The organism is Polaromonas sp. (assembly GCF_039932935.1).
GTDB lineage: Bacteria > Pseudomonadota > Gammaproteobacteria > Burkholderiales > Burkholderiaceae_C > Polaromonas.
Window position 1 is genome coordinate 16,854 of sequence record NZ_JBDTPB010000049.1, and the last position, 16,778, is coordinate 33,631.

The 16,778-nt window shown below is 61.4% G+C and carries 16 protein-coding genes; 7 read left to right on the forward strand and 9 right to left on the reverse strand.

Annotation, left to right across the window (positions count from 1 at the left end):
- Positions 1–62: 62 nt before the first annotated feature.
- The 4 genes from accC to ABI546_RS08950 form a co-directional block, all read right to left on the reverse strand.
- On the reverse strand, positions 63–1,412 hold the full coding sequence (gene accC / locus ABI546_RS08935; protein WP_348046192.1) for an acetyl-CoA carboxylase biotin carboxylase subunit: 1,350 nt from the start codon (positions 1,410–1,412) through the stop codon (positions 63–65).
- A gap of 41 nt (positions 1,413–1,453) precedes the next feature.
- Positions 1,454–1,900 (reverse strand): acetyl-CoA carboxylase biotin carboxyl carrier protein, encoded by a 447-nt coding sequence (accB, locus tag ABI546_RS08940; RefSeq protein ID WP_348046194.1) that lies wholly within the window; start codon positions 1,898–1,900, stop codon positions 1,454–1,456.
- 329 nt (positions 1,901–2,229) lie between these two features.
- Positions 2,230–2,790, reverse strand: coding sequence for a TlpA disulfide reductase family protein (locus ABI546_RS08945; protein WP_348046196.1), 561 nt, complete (start codon positions 2,788–2,790; stop codon positions 2,230–2,232).
- Positions 2,791–2,807: 17 nt separating this feature from the next.
- On the reverse strand, positions 2,808–3,395 hold the full coding sequence (locus ABI546_RS08950; RefSeq protein WP_348046198.1) for a hypothetical protein: 588 nt from the start codon (positions 3,393–3,395) through the stop codon (positions 2,808–2,810).
- Between the two features lie 277 nt (positions 3,396–3,672).
- On the opposite strand from ABI546_RS08950, the gene mpl reads away from it, so the two are divergent.
- Complete coding sequence (gene mpl, locus ABI546_RS08955; protein ID WP_348046200.1) at positions 3,673–5,100, forward strand: UDP-N-acetylmuramate:L-alanyl-gamma-D-glutamyl-meso-diaminopimelate ligase; 1,428 nt, start codon at positions 3,673–3,675, stop codon at positions 5,098–5,100.
- A gap of 107 nt (positions 5,101–5,207) precedes the next feature.
- On the opposite strand, the gene ABI546_RS08960 is transcribed toward mpl, so the two are convergent.
- Positions 5,208–5,519, reverse strand: a complete 312-nt coding sequence (locus tag ABI546_RS08960) for a hypothetical protein (RefSeq protein ID WP_348046202.1) — start codon at positions 5,517–5,519, stop codon at positions 5,208–5,210.
- Positions 5,520–5,651: 132 nt separating this feature from the next.
- Here ABI546_RS08960 and ABI546_RS08965 point away from each other — a divergent pair, with 132 nt between their 5' ends.
- A complete protein-coding gene (locus tag ABI546_RS08965) occupies positions 5,652–6,260 on the forward strand; it encodes a hypothetical protein (protein WP_348046204.1) in 609 nt (202 codons plus the stop codon).
- Positions 6,261–6,263: 3 nt separating this feature from the next.
- Here ABI546_RS08965 and ABI546_RS08970 read toward each other — a convergent pair whose 3' ends face one another.
- From ABI546_RS08970 to rodA, 4 genes are all read right to left on the reverse strand, one after another.
- Positions 6,264–6,974: a hypothetical protein gene (locus ABI546_RS08970; RefSeq protein WP_348046206.1), complete on the reverse strand. Its 711-nt coding sequence runs from the start codon at positions 6,972–6,974 to the stop codon at positions 6,264–6,266.
- Between the two features lie 109 nt (positions 6,975–7,083).
- Positions 7,084–8,208, reverse strand: coding sequence for a 3-deoxy-7-phosphoheptulonate synthase (locus tag ABI546_RS08975; RefSeq protein WP_348046208.1), 1,125 nt, complete (start codon positions 8,206–8,208; stop codon positions 7,084–7,086).
- Positions 8,209–8,469: 261 nt separating this feature from the next.
- Positions 8,470–9,993 carry a metalloprotease TldD gene (gene tldD, locus ABI546_RS08980; RefSeq protein WP_348046210.1) on the reverse strand — a complete coding sequence of 508 codons (1,524 nt, stop codon included), beginning with the start codon at positions 9,991–9,993 and terminating at the stop codon, positions 8,470–8,472.
- 162 nt (positions 9,994–10,155) lie between these two features.
- Positions 10,156–11,310 (reverse strand): rod shape-determining protein RodA, encoded by a 1,155-nt coding sequence (gene rodA, locus ABI546_RS08985; protein ID WP_348046212.1) that lies wholly within the window; start codon positions 11,308–11,310, stop codon positions 10,156–10,158.
- Between the two features lie 196 nt (positions 11,311–11,506).
- On the opposite strand from rodA, the gene ABI546_RS08990 reads away from it, so the two are divergent.
- From ABI546_RS08990 to ABI546_RS09010, 5 genes are all read left to right on the forward strand, one after another.
- Positions 11,507–12,103 carry a YqiA/YcfP family alpha/beta fold hydrolase gene (locus ABI546_RS08990; RefSeq protein WP_348046214.1) on the forward strand — a complete coding sequence of 199 codons (597 nt, stop codon included), beginning with the start codon at positions 11,507–11,509 and terminating at the stop codon, positions 12,101–12,103.
- A 68-nt stretch (positions 12,104–12,171) separates the two neighbouring features.
- Positions 12,172–14,232 carry an RNB domain-containing ribonuclease gene (locus ABI546_RS08995; protein WP_348046216.1) on the forward strand — a complete coding sequence of 687 codons (2,061 nt, stop codon included), beginning with the start codon at positions 12,172–12,174 and terminating at the stop codon, positions 14,230–14,232.
- 38 nt (positions 14,233–14,270) lie between these two features.
- Positions 14,271–15,119, forward strand: coding sequence for a TonB family protein (locus tag ABI546_RS09000; RefSeq protein ID WP_348046218.1), 849 nt, complete (start codon positions 14,271–14,273; stop codon positions 15,117–15,119).
- Positions 15,120–15,168: 49 nt separating this feature from the next.
- On the forward strand, positions 15,169–16,008 hold the full coding sequence (aroE, locus tag ABI546_RS09005; RefSeq protein ID WP_348046220.1) for a shikimate dehydrogenase: 840 nt from the start codon (positions 15,169–15,171) through the stop codon (positions 16,006–16,008).
- The gene (locus ABI546_RS09010; protein WP_348046222.1) at positions 16,005–16,754 is read left to right on the forward strand and encodes a transglycosylase domain-containing protein; all 750 of its coding nucleotides are present in this window, start codon (positions 16,005–16,007) and stop codon (positions 16,752–16,754) included. The genes aroE and ABI546_RS09010 overlap by 4 nt, the downstream gene beginning before the upstream one ends.
- Positions 16,755–16,778: the final 24 nt, after the last annotated feature.

The following is a 16,778-nucleotide window of genomic DNA, read 5'->3' on the forward strand; positions in this document are numbered from 1 at the left end:
CCTCGGGGGGCAGGGAGCTACACGAAGTGAGCGACCGTGGGGGCCACCCTCACCGTGGGGGGCTAACGCTCTCGCTTTGACAGCCACTCTTCCAGGTAATGGATGTTGGTGCCGCCATCCATGAACTTGGCGTCCACCATCAATTCACGATGCAGTGGGATATTGGTGTTGATGCCTTCGACCACGGTTTCAGCCAGCGCCGTGCTCATGCGAGCCAGCGCCTGCTCACGCGTGTCGCCGTGAACAATGATCTTGCCGATCATCGAGTCGTAGTTGGGCGGCACAAAATAGTTGGCGTAAATGTGCGAATCCACGCGCACGCCCGGCCCGCCCGGCGTGTGCCAGGTCGTGATGCGGCCCGGCGAGGGGATGAACTTGTACGGGTCTTCCGCGTTGATGCGGCATTCGATGGAGTGGCCCTTGAGCTCGATGTCGCGCTGGGCAAAAGGCAGTTTTTCACCGGCCGCCACCATGATCTGGGTGCGCACGATGTCGACGCCGGTGATCCACTCGGTGACTGGGTGCTCCACCTGCACGCGGGTGTTCATCTCGATAAAGTAGAACTCGCCGTTTTCGTAGAGAAACTCAAAAGTGCCCGCGCCCCGGTAGCCGATCTTCTTGACGGCTGCAACACAACGCTCGCCGATGCGCTCGATCAGCTTGCGCGGAATGCCGGGCGCCGGCGCTTCTTCAATGACTTTCTGGTGGCGGCGCTGCATGGAGCAGTCGCGCTCACCCAGCCAGACCGCATTTTTGTGCTGGTCGGCCAGGATCTGGATTTCGATGTGCCGCGGGTTCTGGAGAAACTTCTCCATATAGACCTCGGGATTGCCAAACGCAGCGCCGGCTTCGGCCTTGGTGGTCTGCACCGCATGCAGCAAAGCCGCCTCGGTGTGTACCACGCGCATGCCGCGCCCGCCACCGCCGCCCGCCGCCTTGATGATGACGGGGTACCCCACCTGCTTGGCGGTGCGCTTGATGACGACCGGATCGTCGGGCAAAGCGCCTTCGGAGCCGGGCACACAGGGCACACCGGCCTTGATCATGGTCTGTTTGGCCGAAACCTTGTCGCCCATGATGCGGATCGACTCGGGCGAAGGGCCGATGAACTTGAAGCCGCTTTTTTCCACGCGTTCGGCGAAGTCGGCGTTTTCGCTCAGGAAACCGTAGCCGGGGTGGATGGCTTCGGCGTCCGTCACCTCGGCCGCCGAGATGATGGCCGGCATGTTGAGGTAGCTGTCTTTGGAAGGCGCCGGGCCGATGCAGACAGACTCATCCGCCAGCTTGATGTATTTGGCCTCGCGGTCGGCTTCTGAATAGACCATCACGGCCTTCACGCCGAGCTCGCGGCAGGCGCGCTGGATGCGCAGGGCAATCTCACCCCTGTTGGCGATCAATATTTTCTTGAACATGCGTCGGTAAGCCTGGTTTGAAAAGGAGGCAAAGCGCCCGCTTACTCAATGATGAAGAGGGGTTGGCCGTATTCGACAGCCTGGCCATTTTCTGAAAGGATCTTGGTGACCGTGCCCGATTTGTCGGCCTCGATCTCGTTGAGGATTTTCATGGCCTCGATGATGCAGATGGTGTCGCCTTCCTTGATGACGCTGCCCAGCTCGACAAAAGGCTTGGCGCCGGGGCTGGCAGAGCGGTAGAAAGTGCCCACCATGGGCGACTTGACGGCGTGGCCGGCCGGTGGTGCTTCGGCAGCCGCTGCGGCGGGGACGCCGGCAACCGGAGCTGCGGCAGGAGCTGCTACCATGGCAACCGGCTGCTGCATGACCAGGGGAGCACCGCTGGATTTGACGATACGCACCTTGCCTTCGGCTTCAGTGATTTCGAGTTCAGATACGTTGGACTCCGAGACAAGGTCGATCAGGGTCTTGAGTTTTCGTAAATCCATGGTTTCTCCAACAGCGGTAGATGCTGGGCGACAGAGTCGGCACGCAGCTTTGAACGAAAGTCTTGAAATAGCGCTATCGCGAGGCGGTAACGATCTTCTTTCTTTTTTGACTTACTTCTGCTTTTTACGCTCTAAAGCGCTTATCAGTTAATTATTCCAGGATGGCAGCCGTGCGGGCTGGCCTGTGAAAGCGCAGAGTGTACATCAAGCCAGGCAGGATTCAGCCTGAAAATTTCCGAATACCGAAACCCAGAAAGCGCTTCGAAGAGCGCCGTTAAGGGCTTTTTGACGGATGTTAGCGCGTATTTGCTCCGGTACTCCGTGAAAACCTATTTCAGCGCAGCCCACTGCGCGAGCTCTTCAGGCAGAACCTTGCCCATCTTGCGATGGATCAGCTCGCCGGCTGCACTGAACACCACGGAAAAGGGAAGACCGCCCGACAGGTTACCGAGCGACTTGCTCAGTTCCGTGCCCGCCAGGCCGGCCATGCCGACGGGGAAATTCAGGGGCTTGGTTTGCAACCAGGTTCGCACAGCGCTGGGCTGGTCAACGGCCAATCCCACCACTTGCAGGTTTTTGTCTTTGTTTTCCTGGAAGAAGTAGTCCAGCAGCGGAAGCTCTTCGACGCACGGAGGGCACCAGGTGGCCCAAAAATTCACCAGCAACACCTTGCCGCGAAAACTGCTCATCGACAGGTTTTTACCATCCGGCGTGTCAAAGTTCAGTCGCCAGAACGCGTCTGACGCACTTCCCGCCGCCCCCAACAGGCCCGTATCGGCCGGCGCGGAGGGTGCAAGCTGGTGCGGTTGAAACTTCCACCAGGCAACGGAAGCACCGGCCAACCCGGCGACTGCCGCGGCAGCCCCATAAAGCATGTTTCTGCGTTTCACGTGACTGAAGCTCCGGGTTAAATCAATAATTTTTGCACCGCCGCCAAGTCGCCGCGGGGCGTTCGGCCTTTGGCATCGGGCCGCAGGGCGCCGCGCAGGTCATCATGGTCATAAACCATCAAATGAACGCCGACGGTTTCATTCAAAGGTTTGCACACACTTCGCAGGCTGAGCGCCTCCACGCTATCCCCGGTGAAACCGGTCACCGTGCGCGGCTCATAGTCCACATTGTGTTCAATCAGCGCAATCTCGGCTGATTTGGGGTCATCGCAGAACAGCTGGATATAAATATCTGACAACCGTGTGGCCGTACCGTGCCAGACGGCGCCCCCCAGATAAGGCCGGAATTGCACGAGTCGCTCCATCCAGACCAGCGCCAGTTCGCGCAGCGCCATCAGCTCGGCGGGCTGGGTGTCGGCGCAAAAAAGCGCGATGTATTCGCGGACAGCGTCCTCCAGCTCGTCATTGCCGGGTAATTCGGTACGGGCGGGCAATGCCATCTGCTTGACGGCGCGGCGCTTGGCGGGACCGTATTCCAGCCCCTCTTCCACCACCAGCGCGGCGGCCGTAGCGGCGATTTCGGATTTGAGGGTATGAGGTGTCAAGATCAGCTGGCTTTGACCCAAGAAATGGCAAGGATCGGGGAAAGGTCAGGAGGATAAGTGCAGAAAAACGGCACTGGCAAAGCGATTGTGCCTTTGGGTTGGGTTCCGGTCGAAACCGAAAGTTCATCGTTCCTCACAGCACATTGGCTTGCTATGAAATCAGGAGCTGCTTGCGCTGGTTAGCATTGGGCTACAGACATTTTTTGCTTGAAAATTAGGCCGCACACCAGGTCCGGCGCTGCAGGCTCCGGCAAAAGCCCTGCCTAGAATACAGGCCATGCACATACATATTCTGGGAATCTGCGGCACTTTCATGGGCGGCCTGGCCGCCCTGGCGCGGGAGGCGGGCCACAAAGTGACGGGCTGCGACACCGGCGTCTACCCGCCCATGAGCGACCAGCTGCGCGGCCTGGGCATTGAATTGATCGAAGGCTACGGCGCCGACCAGATGGCTTTTGAGCCCGACGTGTTTGTGGTGGGCAACGTGGTGTCCCGCGCGCGCCTGGCGGACGGCAGCCCCAAATACCCGCTAATGGAAGCCATTTTGAACAGCGGAAAGCCCTACACGAGCGGCCCGCAATGGCTGTCGGGCCATGTGCTGCACCATCCGACACACCACGCCACCGGGCCGCGCCACGTGCTGGCCGTGGCTGGCACGCACGGCAAGACCACCACCACAGCCATGCTGGGCTGGATTCTGGAGCACGCCGGGCTCAAACCGGGCTTTTTGGTGGGCGGCGTGCCGCTCAACTTCGGCGTGTCGGCCCGGCTGGGCGACGGCAACACCTTTGTGATTGAGGCCGACGAGTACGACACGGCATTTTTTGACAAGCGCAGCAAGTTCGTTCACTACCACCCGCGCACCGCCATCCTGAACAACCTCGAGTTCGACCACGCCGACATCTTTGACGACCTGGCGGCCATCGAGCGGCAGTTTCACCATCTGGTGCGCACCGTGCCTTCCCAAGGCCGGGTGGTCGTCAACGCGGCTGAAGCCAGCCTGCAGCGCGTGCTGGCCAAGGGCTGCTGGAGTGAGCAGATGCTTTTTGGCGGTGGCGCACTCAATAAGGACGGTTTTACCGCCCAGGGCGAGCCGCACGACTTTCAGGTGCTCAAGGCCGGGCTGGCTGTGACCCATGTCCGCTGGGACATCAGCGGTGTGCACAACCAGCTCAATGCGCTGGCGGCCATTGCCGCGGCCGAGCATGTAGGTGTGGCGCCCGAGGCTGCCGCCCAGGCATTGGCCGGGTTCCAGAACGTCAAGCGCCGCATGGAAGTGCGCGGCGTGGTGGTGCAACGCGGCGGCAACATCACGGTGTATGACGACTTTGCCCACCACCCGACGGCAATCCACACCACCGTGGACGGCCTGCGCCGCCAACTCACGGCCACCGGCAAGGGCGCCGAACGCATCCTGGCGGTCTTCGAGCCACGCAGCAACACCATGAAACTGGGCGCCATGACAGCCCAGCTGCCCTGGAGCCTGGAGCAGGCCGACCTGGCCTTTTGCCACGCCGGCGGGCTGGACTGGGACGCACGCGCCGCGCTGGCACCCATGGGCGACCGGGCGCAAGTGGCGGGCACGATCGAGCAGCTCATGGAGCAGGTGATGGCTGCGGTGCGGCCGGGCGACCATTTGCTGTGCATGAGCAATGGCGGGTTCGGCGGGATTCACGCCAGGCTGCTGCAGGCGCTTGAAGCGTAACGACAAGCGCCAGGTACCTCAAGCCCGTTTGCTATCAATTTAATAGCTTATGGCGCTTGATCTGTATGGGCTAGAGGCATAAATCGCTTGAGAAAAAACAGGAAACTCTAAAAGCTGATACTGAGCGTGGAGACATCCACGTGCACGACGGGTTTACCCAGCGCCGCACTGGACGCCCGGGCAAATTCCTGAGCCCATTTGGCCTCGGCAAATTTCGCCGGCCCCGCCGCCTGGGCCACCACGACCACCTTGTCGGCGGTCAGCAACTTGCCAGTAGGCCGCAGCGGCTCGCAACCCATCTGCGTGAACTGGTCGTCCAGCCACCAACGCGCCACATCGTGCGGCATGGGCTGCACTTCGTTGAGGTCCAGCCGCACGGGCGGGCTGTCCTTGAAGGTCACACTGACTTCGCTGCGCATGAGGGGCTCCCGGCAAAGGATAGGGTGACCCCATGGTCGCGACCTGAAGTGCCGGCGGCAATTCGCGGAAACCCGCGAGCGGGACTTAAACTCGGGTCCCTGCCCATTAACACCACCTGTGAAACTTCACCCATGACTATTTTCCACGCAACCGCAAGAGTCCTGTCGTGCCTGCTGGCGGCGATGGCATTGACAGCGTGCGCGGTGAAGTCGTTTACATCGACAGCGATGGAGACGGCGCAAACACCGATCCGGATTCTGGATGTGTACTGGAGCCCCAAACTGCCGGCAAACTACAAACTGACAAAGAGCGCCCAAGGCTATAAGCCGATGATCACCGACGCTGACCGCAAGGTCGCCGCAGACTCTCTGGTGGCCTTGAGCCGGACATTTGATGGGGGCTTCAGAACCCTCTTCAGTGAAAAAATGAAGGCGTCAGGGGTCAAAACCGTTGAGGTCATTTCCGTTCCGCAACAGCGATTGCCTAACCCGGTGGAAGGCCGTTATCAGCTGTTTATCGACGTCGAAGACATGGCGGTAGGCTGCAACGGCCTTGGCTGCGTCGCCACTTTTGATATCAAGGGCATGCTGCGTGCACCTGCAAGTTCAGCGCCTGCCATGACCTTCACCACCAAGGTCGGGCAACCGATTGTGGGCGCGAAAATCGATGACATGCTGTTCAGCTCCTTTGCCAACGCGCTCGCAGATGACCTGAGTACCAAAGGTTTTTTGAAGCGGTGAAGCTCAGATTGCCGCGCAGCTGGACGACAGCATCACCTGTACCCTGTTATTGCTTCCCACGTCGTACCGGTTGAACGTGCCACTTTGAGCGGAGCCGTAGGTGTAAGCCTGTGTCCATTTCGGCGAGGCGGTGTACAACTTGACCACCTCATCTACCAGATCGGCCACTTTCGCCTTTGGCACCATCTCTGGCAACTCCGCCACCCGCTGTTTGGGCAGGTCTTTGCGCCGGGCCATATCTTCAGCATCCAGAAAGCCCTGAAACGCCGGACGAGCAGGTTCGCCTTTGACGCGCTTGAGTTCCTCAAGCATCGCACCCGGGGCGATGCCGCCTATGGTGCCGGCAAATGGGGGCTCAAATCGCAGGCTGCCGACCTGCAGACTGCTATCGAAAAAGATCCACACGCCGCGATCTGGCAAATGATATTGATAGGCCGTGGCGCTGGCCAAGCCTGCACTGCTGTTAAAGCGCGTGGGCTCTGTCTGCAGCGCGTAAAAAGCCTTTACTTTGGTGATGGAGTCACCCTTGGAAAATGGGCACGCCTTTAATTGCGCTTCAGGTACCGCAGCGCCTGTTTGCGCAAAACCCGCTGCACTGGCTGTCAATAAAACCAACCCCATGCTGTTGCGCGCAACCTTCACAAGACGGGCCAGACTTTGACCAGCGTGCACACGAGTGCGTGGCGAATTCATGCGTTCATGGACTGTGCTCATCGTGGACTCCCCGTAGTAATTGATCTCGTTGGATTGTTTCACAGACGCGGCGGCACGCAGGCACACACCGGCGGCTCCGCCAGAAACCCGAGAACAGACCTGCCCTCGCCTACATCTTCTCGCGGCGGGTCTTCACAGCACTTGAGAGCGTATCCAGCACTTTGAGCGAATCGTCCCAGCCCAGGCAGGCGTCGGTGATGCTCTTGCCGTATTCCAGCGCTTTCGAGTCGTCCTTGCCGGGGGTGAATTTTTGCGCGCCGGGGTTGAGGTGGCTTTCCACCATCAGGCCGAACACGCTGCGCGAGCCGCCAGCCACCTGGCCTGCGATGTCGCGCGCCACTTCGACCTGCTTTTCATGCTGCTTGGAGCTGTTGGCGTGGCTGCAGTCGACCATCAGCGTGGCCGGCAGTTTGGAGGCTTCGAGCTCCTTGCAGGCCGCCGCGACGCTGGCCGCATCGTAGTTGGGCGCCTTGCCGCCGCGCAAGATCACGTGGCAGTCCTTGTTGCCGTTGGTCTGCACAATGGCGACCTGTCCGTTCTTGTGCACCGACAAAAAATGGTGGCCGCGCGCCGCCGCCTGAATGGCGTCGGTCGCGATGCGGATATTGCCGTCGGTGCCGTTTTTGAAGCCGATAGGCGCCGACAGGCCCGACGCCAGCTCGCGGTGCACCTGGCTTTCGGTGGTGCGCGCGCCGATGGCGCCCCAGGAAATCAGGTCGCCGATGTACTGCGGGGAGATCACGTCGAGGAACTCGCTGCCAGCCGGCAAACCGAGGCGGTTGATGTCGATCAGCAGCTGGCGGGCGATGCGCAGGCCTTCGTCGATGCGGAAGGTCTCGTCAAGGTAGGGGTCGTTGATCAGGCCCTTCCAGCCGACGGTGGTACGCGGTTTTTCAAAGTACACGCGCATCACGATTTCCAGTGTGCCTTCGTACTTCTTGCGCTGCAGGGCCAGCTTGTGGGCGTATTCCAGCGCGGCCATCGGGTCATGAATGGAGCAGGGCCCGACGACGACGAGCAGGCGGTCGTCTTTGCCCTGGATGATATTGTGGATGCTTTTGCGGGTTTTGCTGATCAGCGTCTCAACGGCGGTGCCGCGGATCGGGAAAAAACGGATGAGATGCTCGGGAGGGGGTAACACGGTGATGTCCTTGATGCGTTCGTCGTCGGTCTGGCTGGTCTTTTCGACGGTCGCATACCAGTTGTCACTGGCGGAGGTGGGCTTGGCATTCATCGCGGTGTCCTTTTCTTTCGAGTATCTTTTTCGAGGGGCCGGTCGGCAAATTCAGGGTGGAGGCATCAACAAAAAATAATGGGCAAAAAAAAACCGCCGGGGTCCGGCGGTTTCTGGAGAATCGGTGCGTTTTATCGGGTCACGCCATGATCTCTCTACCGCCGGAAGCGCTTGAGAACCAAAAGTAACCGAAGTAAAACTTGGCCGAATTCATGATCTGGAATGTAGCACAGGTCCGAAAAGGCCCGGAATTTGCCTTTTTCAGGCTGTTCCGCCAACAGTCAGGCCATCAATGCGAAGTGTCGGCTGGCCTACGCCGACCGGCACGCTTTGGCCTTCCTTGCCGCAGGTGCCCACGCCGCTGTCGAGCGCCATGTCGTTGCCCATCATGGTGATGCGGGTCAGCGCGTCGGGGCCGTTGCCGACAATCGTCGCGCCCTTGACGGGGTACAAAATCTTGCCGTTTTCCACCCAGAAGGCTTCGCTGGCCGAAAACACAAACTTGCCCGACGTGATGTCGACCTGGCCGCCACCGAAGTTGGTGGCGTAGAGGCCCTTCTTGATGCTGGCCACGATTTCTTCAGGCGGCTTGTCGCCACCCAGCATGTAGGTGTTGGTCATGCGCGGCATGGGCACATGGGCGTAGCTTTCGCGGCGGCCGTTGCCCGTGGGCTTGACCTTCATCAGGCGCGCGTTCAGCGAGTCCTGGATGTAGCCCTTCAAGATGCCGTCTTCAATCAGTACATTGCGCTGGCTGGCATTGCCTTCGTCATCTACATTGAGCGAGCCGCGGCGGTCGGCAATCGTGCCGTCGTCGAGCACCGTGACGCCCTTGGCAGCCACGCGCTGGCCGATCTTGCCGGAAAACGCGCTGGAACCCTTGCGGTTGAAGTCGCCTTCCAGGCCGTGGCCGATGGCTTCGTGCAGCAAAATGCCGGGCCAGCCCGAGCCCAGCACCACCGTCATTTCGCCGGCCGGCGCGGGGCGTGCATCCAGGTTGGTCAGCGCGGCTTTCACCGCGTCGTTCACATATTCAGCGATCTGCGCGTCGTCAAAATAGGCCAAGCCGAAACGCCCACCGCCGCCACCTGAACCGACTTCGCGGCGGCCTTTTTGCTCGGCAATCACCGTGACGCTCAGGCGCACCAGCGGTCGCACGTCGGCGGCCAGCGTGCCGTCGGCGCGCGCAACCATCACCACGTCGTATTCACTGGCCAGGCCGGCCATGACCTGCACGATGCGCGGGTCTTTGGCTTTGGCGAGTTTTTCCACTTTCTCGAGCAGCTTGACCTTGGCTGTGCTGCCCAGCGTGGCGATTGGGTCCAGGCCCTGGTAGAGCGAACGGCTGCCGGCAATCTTGCGGACGGGTGTCTTGACGCGGGCCGACTTGCCGCCCGCCGAGATGCTGCGCACGGTGCGCGCTGCATCCAGCAGCGACGCCTCTGAGATGTCGTCGGAATAGGCAAAGGCGGTTTTCTCGCCGCTCACGGCGCGCACGCCCACGCCCTGGTCAATACTGAAGGAGCCCGTTTTCACGATGCCCTCTTCCAGGCTCCAGCCTTCGCTGCGGGTGTACTGAAAATACAGATCGGCATCGTCCGCGCCGTGGGAGGTGATTTCTCCCAGCGCCCGCGACAGGTGTGCAGGCGTCAGGCCAAACGGCGCCAGCAAGAGCTTTTCGGCCACTGCAAGCCGCCCCGAAGTGGACTCCACGGTCGGCCGCGCAGCGGACGACACAGTGGATTTGTTAGCGGCGGAGGCGGGCGTGGAGCGAAGTGAAGTCATTTGGCCATTGTAGGCAGTCTGCCCGCTTCAGGGGTGAAACCGGCGGGGCCGCCCTCGGGCTATGGGGTCTTGCGCGAAAGACCTGTTAGCAACCCTGCCGCCCAGGGATTTCGCCTGCTCAGGTATTCAAAGACAGTAAAGACGGCCGCGTCATCCAGGGCGTCAGGTCTGCACCAACCGTTTGGCCTTGGCAATTGACATCAGCATGCCGATGGCCAGCCCCAGTGTCACCATGGCGGTGCCGCCATAGCTGATAAAGGGCAAAGGCACGCCCACCACGGGCAAGATGCCACTCACCATGCCCATATTGACAAAGGCATAGGTGAAAAAAATCATGGTCAGCGCGCCGGCCAGCAGGCGCGAAAACAGGGTGGAAGCTTCCAGTGCAATGGCCAGCCCGCGCAGGATCAGGAAGATGAAGGCGGCGATCAACAGCAGGTTGCCCAGCAGGCCGAACTCTTCGGAATAGGCCGCAAAAATGAAGTCGGTGGTGCGCTCGGGAATGAACTCCAGGTGCGTCTGGGTACCGGCCATAAAACCCTTGCCGGTAATGCCGCCCGAGCCGATGGCGATCATGCCCTGAATGATGTGAAAGCCTTTGCCCAGCGGGTCGCGCGAAGGGTCCAGCAGCGTACAGATGCGCTGCTGCTGGTAGTCGTGCAGGATGGGCCAACGCACGCCATCGGCGCAGATCTTCGGTTCGAACCACACGACCAGGAACACGCAGACCAGACCCAGCAGCACCGGCGGAATAATCAGCTTCCAGCTCAGGCCGGCGAAAAAAATCACGGCCAGGCCAGCAGCCAGCACCAGCAGCGAAGTCCCCAGGTCAGGCTGCTTCATGATCAACCCGACAGGCATGGCCAGCAGCACCAGCGCGGCCAGGAAGTCGAGCGGCCGCAGCTGGCCTTCGCGCTTCTGGAACCACCAGGCCAGCATCAGCGGCATGGCGATTTTCAAAATCTCGCTGGGCTGGATCACCACGCCCACGTTGAGCCAGCGGCGTGCGCCCTTTTTGGTGATGCCAAAAACCGCGACGGCCACCAGCAGCGCGACGCCTGCTATGTACAGCGGCACGGCAAAGGCCATCAGGCGTTGGGGCGGAACCTGGGCCACCACAAACATGATGGCACCGGCGATCAGCATGTTGCGGCCATGATCAACGAACCGGGTGCCGTGGTCGTACCCCGACGAATACATGATCAGGAGGCCCGCGCAGGCCAGCAAAAATACGGCAAACGCCAGAAGACCGTCGAAACCCTGGAGCAAAGGGAGGGTTCGCTGATAAAGAGAAGGTTTGTCGAAAACGGCAGCCATCCGGCGATTATCCGCCAGCCGTGCGGCAGGCTGCGGTACCCAGGGGCATGCAGACCAAAGCCACGACGCTATCAATTACATAGCTGCTTGCGCTCGTCCTTATTGGCGTGGAGCACTGTTTTACGTATAAACCGAGCAAGCTGCACCGCACCGGCCTGAAAATGGGTTCGACCCGGCCGTCCGTCTAACATCGGGTATGCGCATCACCCACCTGCTTTATCTCCACGGGTTCCGTTCTTCGCCGCAGTCGGTGAAGGCCCGAAAAACGGCGACGGCCGTGCAAGAGCGCCATCCCGCCGTTCACTGGTGGTGTCCGCAGCTTGCGCCGTCGCCGCGCGCCGCGCTGCAGATGGTGCAAGACGAAATTGCCGGCTGGCCCGCCCAAGCCGGCTATGGGGGCATGGGCGTGATCGGCTCCTCGCTGGGCGGCTTTTACGCCACTGCGGTGGCCGAACAGACCGGCTGCAAGGCGGTGCTGCTGAATCCTGCCGTGGAACCGGCGCGCGACCTGGCACGCCACATCGGTGAACAAAGCGCCTGGCATGACCCGCAAGAGCGGTTTTTCTTTGAGCCACGCTTTGTGGATGAGCTGAAAGCACAGCGAGCCGGGCCGCTGAAGATGCCGCAGAATTACCTGGCGATCATTGCCAAGGGTGATGAAGTGCTGGACTGGCGGGAAATGACCGCCCGCTACGCGGGTGCTTCTGTACAGCTGCTCGAAGGGGGCGACCACGCCCTCAGCGACTTTGATCGTCACCTGCCGTCGATTCTCGATTTCCTGGCGTTGGCCTGACCTGACCCTCCCAAACCGGGCTGATTACACTAGCCGCAAGTCATCTAAGACACCAAAGGGATCCCGTTTTGTTTGTATTGTTTGAAGAAGCCGGCAAGTTTCTGGCCGGCCGCATTTTGTCCGAGAGCGACGCGTCGCTGCAAGTGGAGCTCGACTCGGGCAAGCGCGTCAAGGTCAAGGGCGTCAACGCCCTCCTGAAGTTTGAAAAACCGTCTCCTGCCGAGATGGTGGCCACGGGCCAGAAACTAAGCACCGACATCGAGCTGGACCTGGCCTGGGAATTTGCCGGCGAAGACGAATTTGGCTTTGCCGACCTGGCCCGCGATTACTTCAGTGCCGACGGCAAGGCCGCCTCGCTGGAGCAGCAGGCCGCCGCGCTGTTTCGCCTGTACGACGCCCCGCATTACTTTCGCCGCGCCGGCAAGGGCCGCTTTAAAAAGGCGCCCGCAGAAATTTTGCAGCAGGCACTGGCCGCCATCGAGAAGAAGAAACAGGTCGCGGCACAAATCACCGCCTGGGCCGAAGAGCTGGGCCGCGGCGAATGCCCGGCGCCAGTGCGCGAACAGCTCTACAAAATCCTCTTCAAGCCCGACAAGAACAGCGCGGAATACAAGGCCGTGGTCGAAGCCTCGCGCGCCACGCACACCGCGCCGCTGGATTTGCTGCAAAAGGCCGGCGCCATCGCATCGCCCTACCAGTTTCACTGGAAGCGCTTTTTGTTTGAAAACTTCCCCAAGGGCACAGGCTTTCCGACCTTGCAAGCGCCGCCAATCAAGGACGAGTTGCCGCTTGCCGATGTCAAAGCTTTTTCCATCGACGACTCGGCCACCACAGAAATCGACGACGCACTTTCCGTGCAAGGTTTGGGCAGTGGCACTGTCACGCTGGGCATCCACATCGCTGCACCCGGCCTGGCGGTATTGCCTGGCAGCCCGATCGACACCGTGGGCCGCGCGCGGCTTTCCACCGTGTACATGCCCGGCTACAAGCTGACCATGCTGCCCGACGAGATCGTCAAGAGCTACACACTGCAGGAAGGCCGCAACTGCCCTGCCCTGTCGCTGTACCTCACACTCGACGAAGCCACGCTGGAGATCAAGGAAAGCGCGACCCGGCTGGAGCAGGTACCCATTGTGAGCAACCTGCGCCATGACATGCTGGACAGCACCTTCACCGAGGCTTTTTTTGAAACCGCGCAAACCAGCCCGCCCACCGGCGTGCAATGGGGCGTGGAGCTGACCTTTTTGCACCGGCTGGCCAAACACCTCAAGGCGCAGCGCGAAGTCGTGCGTGGCAAGCCCGAGAACTTCAACCGGCCTGACTACAACTTCAGGCTGGACAACCCCACGGGCGCCGAGCCCCAGGGCAACGAGGCCGTCAGCATCAGCACGCGCCAGCGCGGTGCACCGCTGGATCTGATCGTGGCTGAGGCCATGATCCTGGCCAACAGCACCTGGGGCCAATGGCTGGCCGAGCATGGCGTGCCGGGCATTTATCGCAGCCAGGCGAGCCTGGCGCCCGGCGTGAAAGTGCGCATGGGGACCAAGGCGCTGCCGCATGCGGGCATTGGCGTGAAAAGCTACGCCTGGAGCACCTCACCGCTACGCCGCTACACCGACCTGGTCAACCAATGGCAAATCATTGCCTGCGTGCGCCATGGCCGCACCGCCGCCCTGGCTGCGCCCTTCAAACCAAAGGACGCCGAACTCTTTTCCATCATCTCGGGCTTTGACGCGGCCTACAGCGCCTACAACGGCTTTCAGGCCGGCATTGAACGCTACTGGACACTCAAATACCTGCAGCAAAACGGCATCACCGAACTGACGGCCACGGCTTTCAAGGACAACCTGGTGCGCGCCGACGAATTGCCGCTGGTGCTGCCCGCCGTGGGTGCACAGGGCTTGCCGCGCGGCGCCAAAGTGCGTGTGAGGCTGGGCGAGATTGACGAGATCACGCTGGATATTTCCGGCACGGTGATCGAGCGGCTTGACGTGGAAATGGACGAGTCGCCAGACCCGCTGGGTGAAGAAGACGGCGAATCCGAGATGACCGCTGGGCCAATCTCGATCGCGGTCGATGTTAACGAGCCACAAACCGATGCTGCAGCCACAGCTCCGGTGGCCGGTTGACATCGAAATGCGCGCATAAACACCGATAATCTCTTTCTGTGAAGTCACCCAGCACACTGCAAATCGCTCTCGGCGCCTCGATCGCCTTTCACGTGGTATTGCTGACGGTGCGTTTTGTTGATCCGGAACGTTTTAACCGCGTCTTTCAGGACACCCCGCTGGAAGTGATCCTGGTCAACGCCAAGTCCAACGAAAAGCCCGACTTTGCCAAGGCCATTGCACAAGCCTCGCTTGCCGGCGGCGGTGAAGCCGAAAAAGGGCGGGCCACGTCGCCCCTGCCCCCTTCGGCCCTGATGGAACTGGGCGACGCCACCGAAGACGCGCAGCGCAAAGTCGAGTCGCTGCAAGAGCAACAGACCCAGTTGCTGGCGCAGATCAAAAAGCAGTTGGCGTCCATGCCACCACCCGACCTGACACAGCCGGCCAACAGCCCGGCCCAAGCCGAGCGCGAAGAAAAGCGCAAACAGCTGGTCAAGATACTGGCCGAGATCGAGCGCCGCATCAATGAAGAGAACGCACGGCCCAAAAAGCGCTACATCAGCCCGGCCACGCGCGAAGAGGTCTACGCGGTCTATTACGACGAGCTGCGCCGCAAGATTGAAGAAAAGGGCACGGTGAACTTCCCAGAGCAAGCCGGCAAAAAGCTCTATGGCGAGCTCACCATGATCGTCACCGTGAACTTTGACGGCAACGTGCTGGACACCGAGGTAGTGCAGACATCAGGCAACCTGACGCTGGACAGGCGCGCACAGACCATCGTGCGCGGCACAGGGCCGTTCGGGAAATTCAGCGATGCGATGCGCCGCAAAGCGGATCAGATCGTGGTGGTGTCGCGCTTCAAGTTCACACGCGACGACACGCTGGAAACCAAGCTCACCAGCCGCTGACCCGATCGCTGCTTGTCCGCCCGGCCTCACCACGCATACCCGTACCGTCATGGATAAATACTATGTCCTCGGCAACCCGATCGCGCACAGCAAATCCCCGCTCATACACGCGCGATTTGCCGAACTCACGGGCCAGGCCCTGCAGTATGAGCGCCTGCTGGTGCCGATGGAGGCGTTCAACGCGACCCTGACGCGGCTGCTACAGGAAGGCACCAAGGGATGCAACGTCACCGTACCCTTCAAGCTGCAGGCGTTTGAGGCTGCGGCCACGCACACCGACAGGGCTCAACTGGCCCAGGCCGCGAACACACTGGTGCTGCAAGCTGGCGCCGTTCACGCCGACAACACCGACGGCGTCGGGTTGGTCAACGACATCCAGAACAATGCCGGCGTTTCACTGGCCGGACGCGATGTGCTGCTGATCGGCGCGGGCGGCGCCGGCGCCGGCGCGCTGGCCACCCTGCTGGCGGCCGGGCCACGCCGTCTGGTGCTGGTCAACCGCACGCGGGCGAAAGCCGACGCCCTGGTGGAGCGCCACCGCGCACATGCTTCCATGCAAGGCTTGCTACAAAAAACAGAGCTGCTGGCGCACGACCTGCAAGGGCTGCAGGGCAATTTCGACGTCATCATCAATGCCAGCGCCAGCAGCCTGGCAGGTGTCGGCGTACCGGTCGCGGCCAGCGTACTCAAGCCTGGCGCGCTCGCCTGCGACATGATGTATGGCCCTGCCGCAGCGGGCTTCATGGCGTGGGCCCAGGAGAACGGCGCCACGCCGCGCGACGGACTGGGCATGCTGGTGGAGCAGGCCGCCGAGGCTTTCGAACTGTGGCGCGGGGTTCGCCCGCCTTCCCTGCAGGTTCTGCAGGAAATGCGGGCGCGGCTGCCATGAAGGCGCTGCTCAGGTTGCTCGGTCTCGGGCTGATCGCAGGCCTGGCGCTGCAGCTCTTTTTTGTGGCGCGCATCGCCATGATGGCTGTGGTGAACCCGGAGTCCACCGCCTTCCAGCGCTCAGAGGCTTATCTGGTCGTGCGAAACACCGGCTCCCTGAAATGGCGCCAGCAGTGGGTGCCTTACTCCGAGTTGCCGGCATACCTCAAGCGCGCCGTCATCGCTTCGGAAGATGCCGGCTTTGCCGAACACGACGGCGTGGATATGGAGGCGCTGGAAAAAGCCTGGGACAAGAACGCCAAGGCCGAACAACGCGCCGCGCAGTCGGCCAGCCGGCTGGCGCCCGCCAAGGCCGCGGCAACCCCGCTCAGGCCCGTGAAGATCGTGGGAGGGTCCACCATCACGCAGCAGCTGGCCAAAAACCTCTTTTTGTCGGGTGAGCGCACCTTGCTGCGCAAAGGCCAGGAGCTGGTCCTGACGCTACTGCTGGAAGCCCTGCTCAGCAAGGAACGCATCCTGGAGATTTACCTCAACAGCGTCGAGTGGGGCGAAGGCATCTTCGGCGCCGAAGCCGCCGCGCAACACTACTACCGCAAGCCAGCCGCCCGTCTCAGTGCTTATGAGGCCGCACGCCTGGCCGTTATGCTGCCGCGGCCCAAGTATTTTGAAACCCGGCCCGCCTCAGGCTATCTGGCGTCGCGCGCCGGCACCATCGTGGCCCGCATGGGCGGCGTCGAACTGCCATGACACATCACCCGGCCACAATCAGCG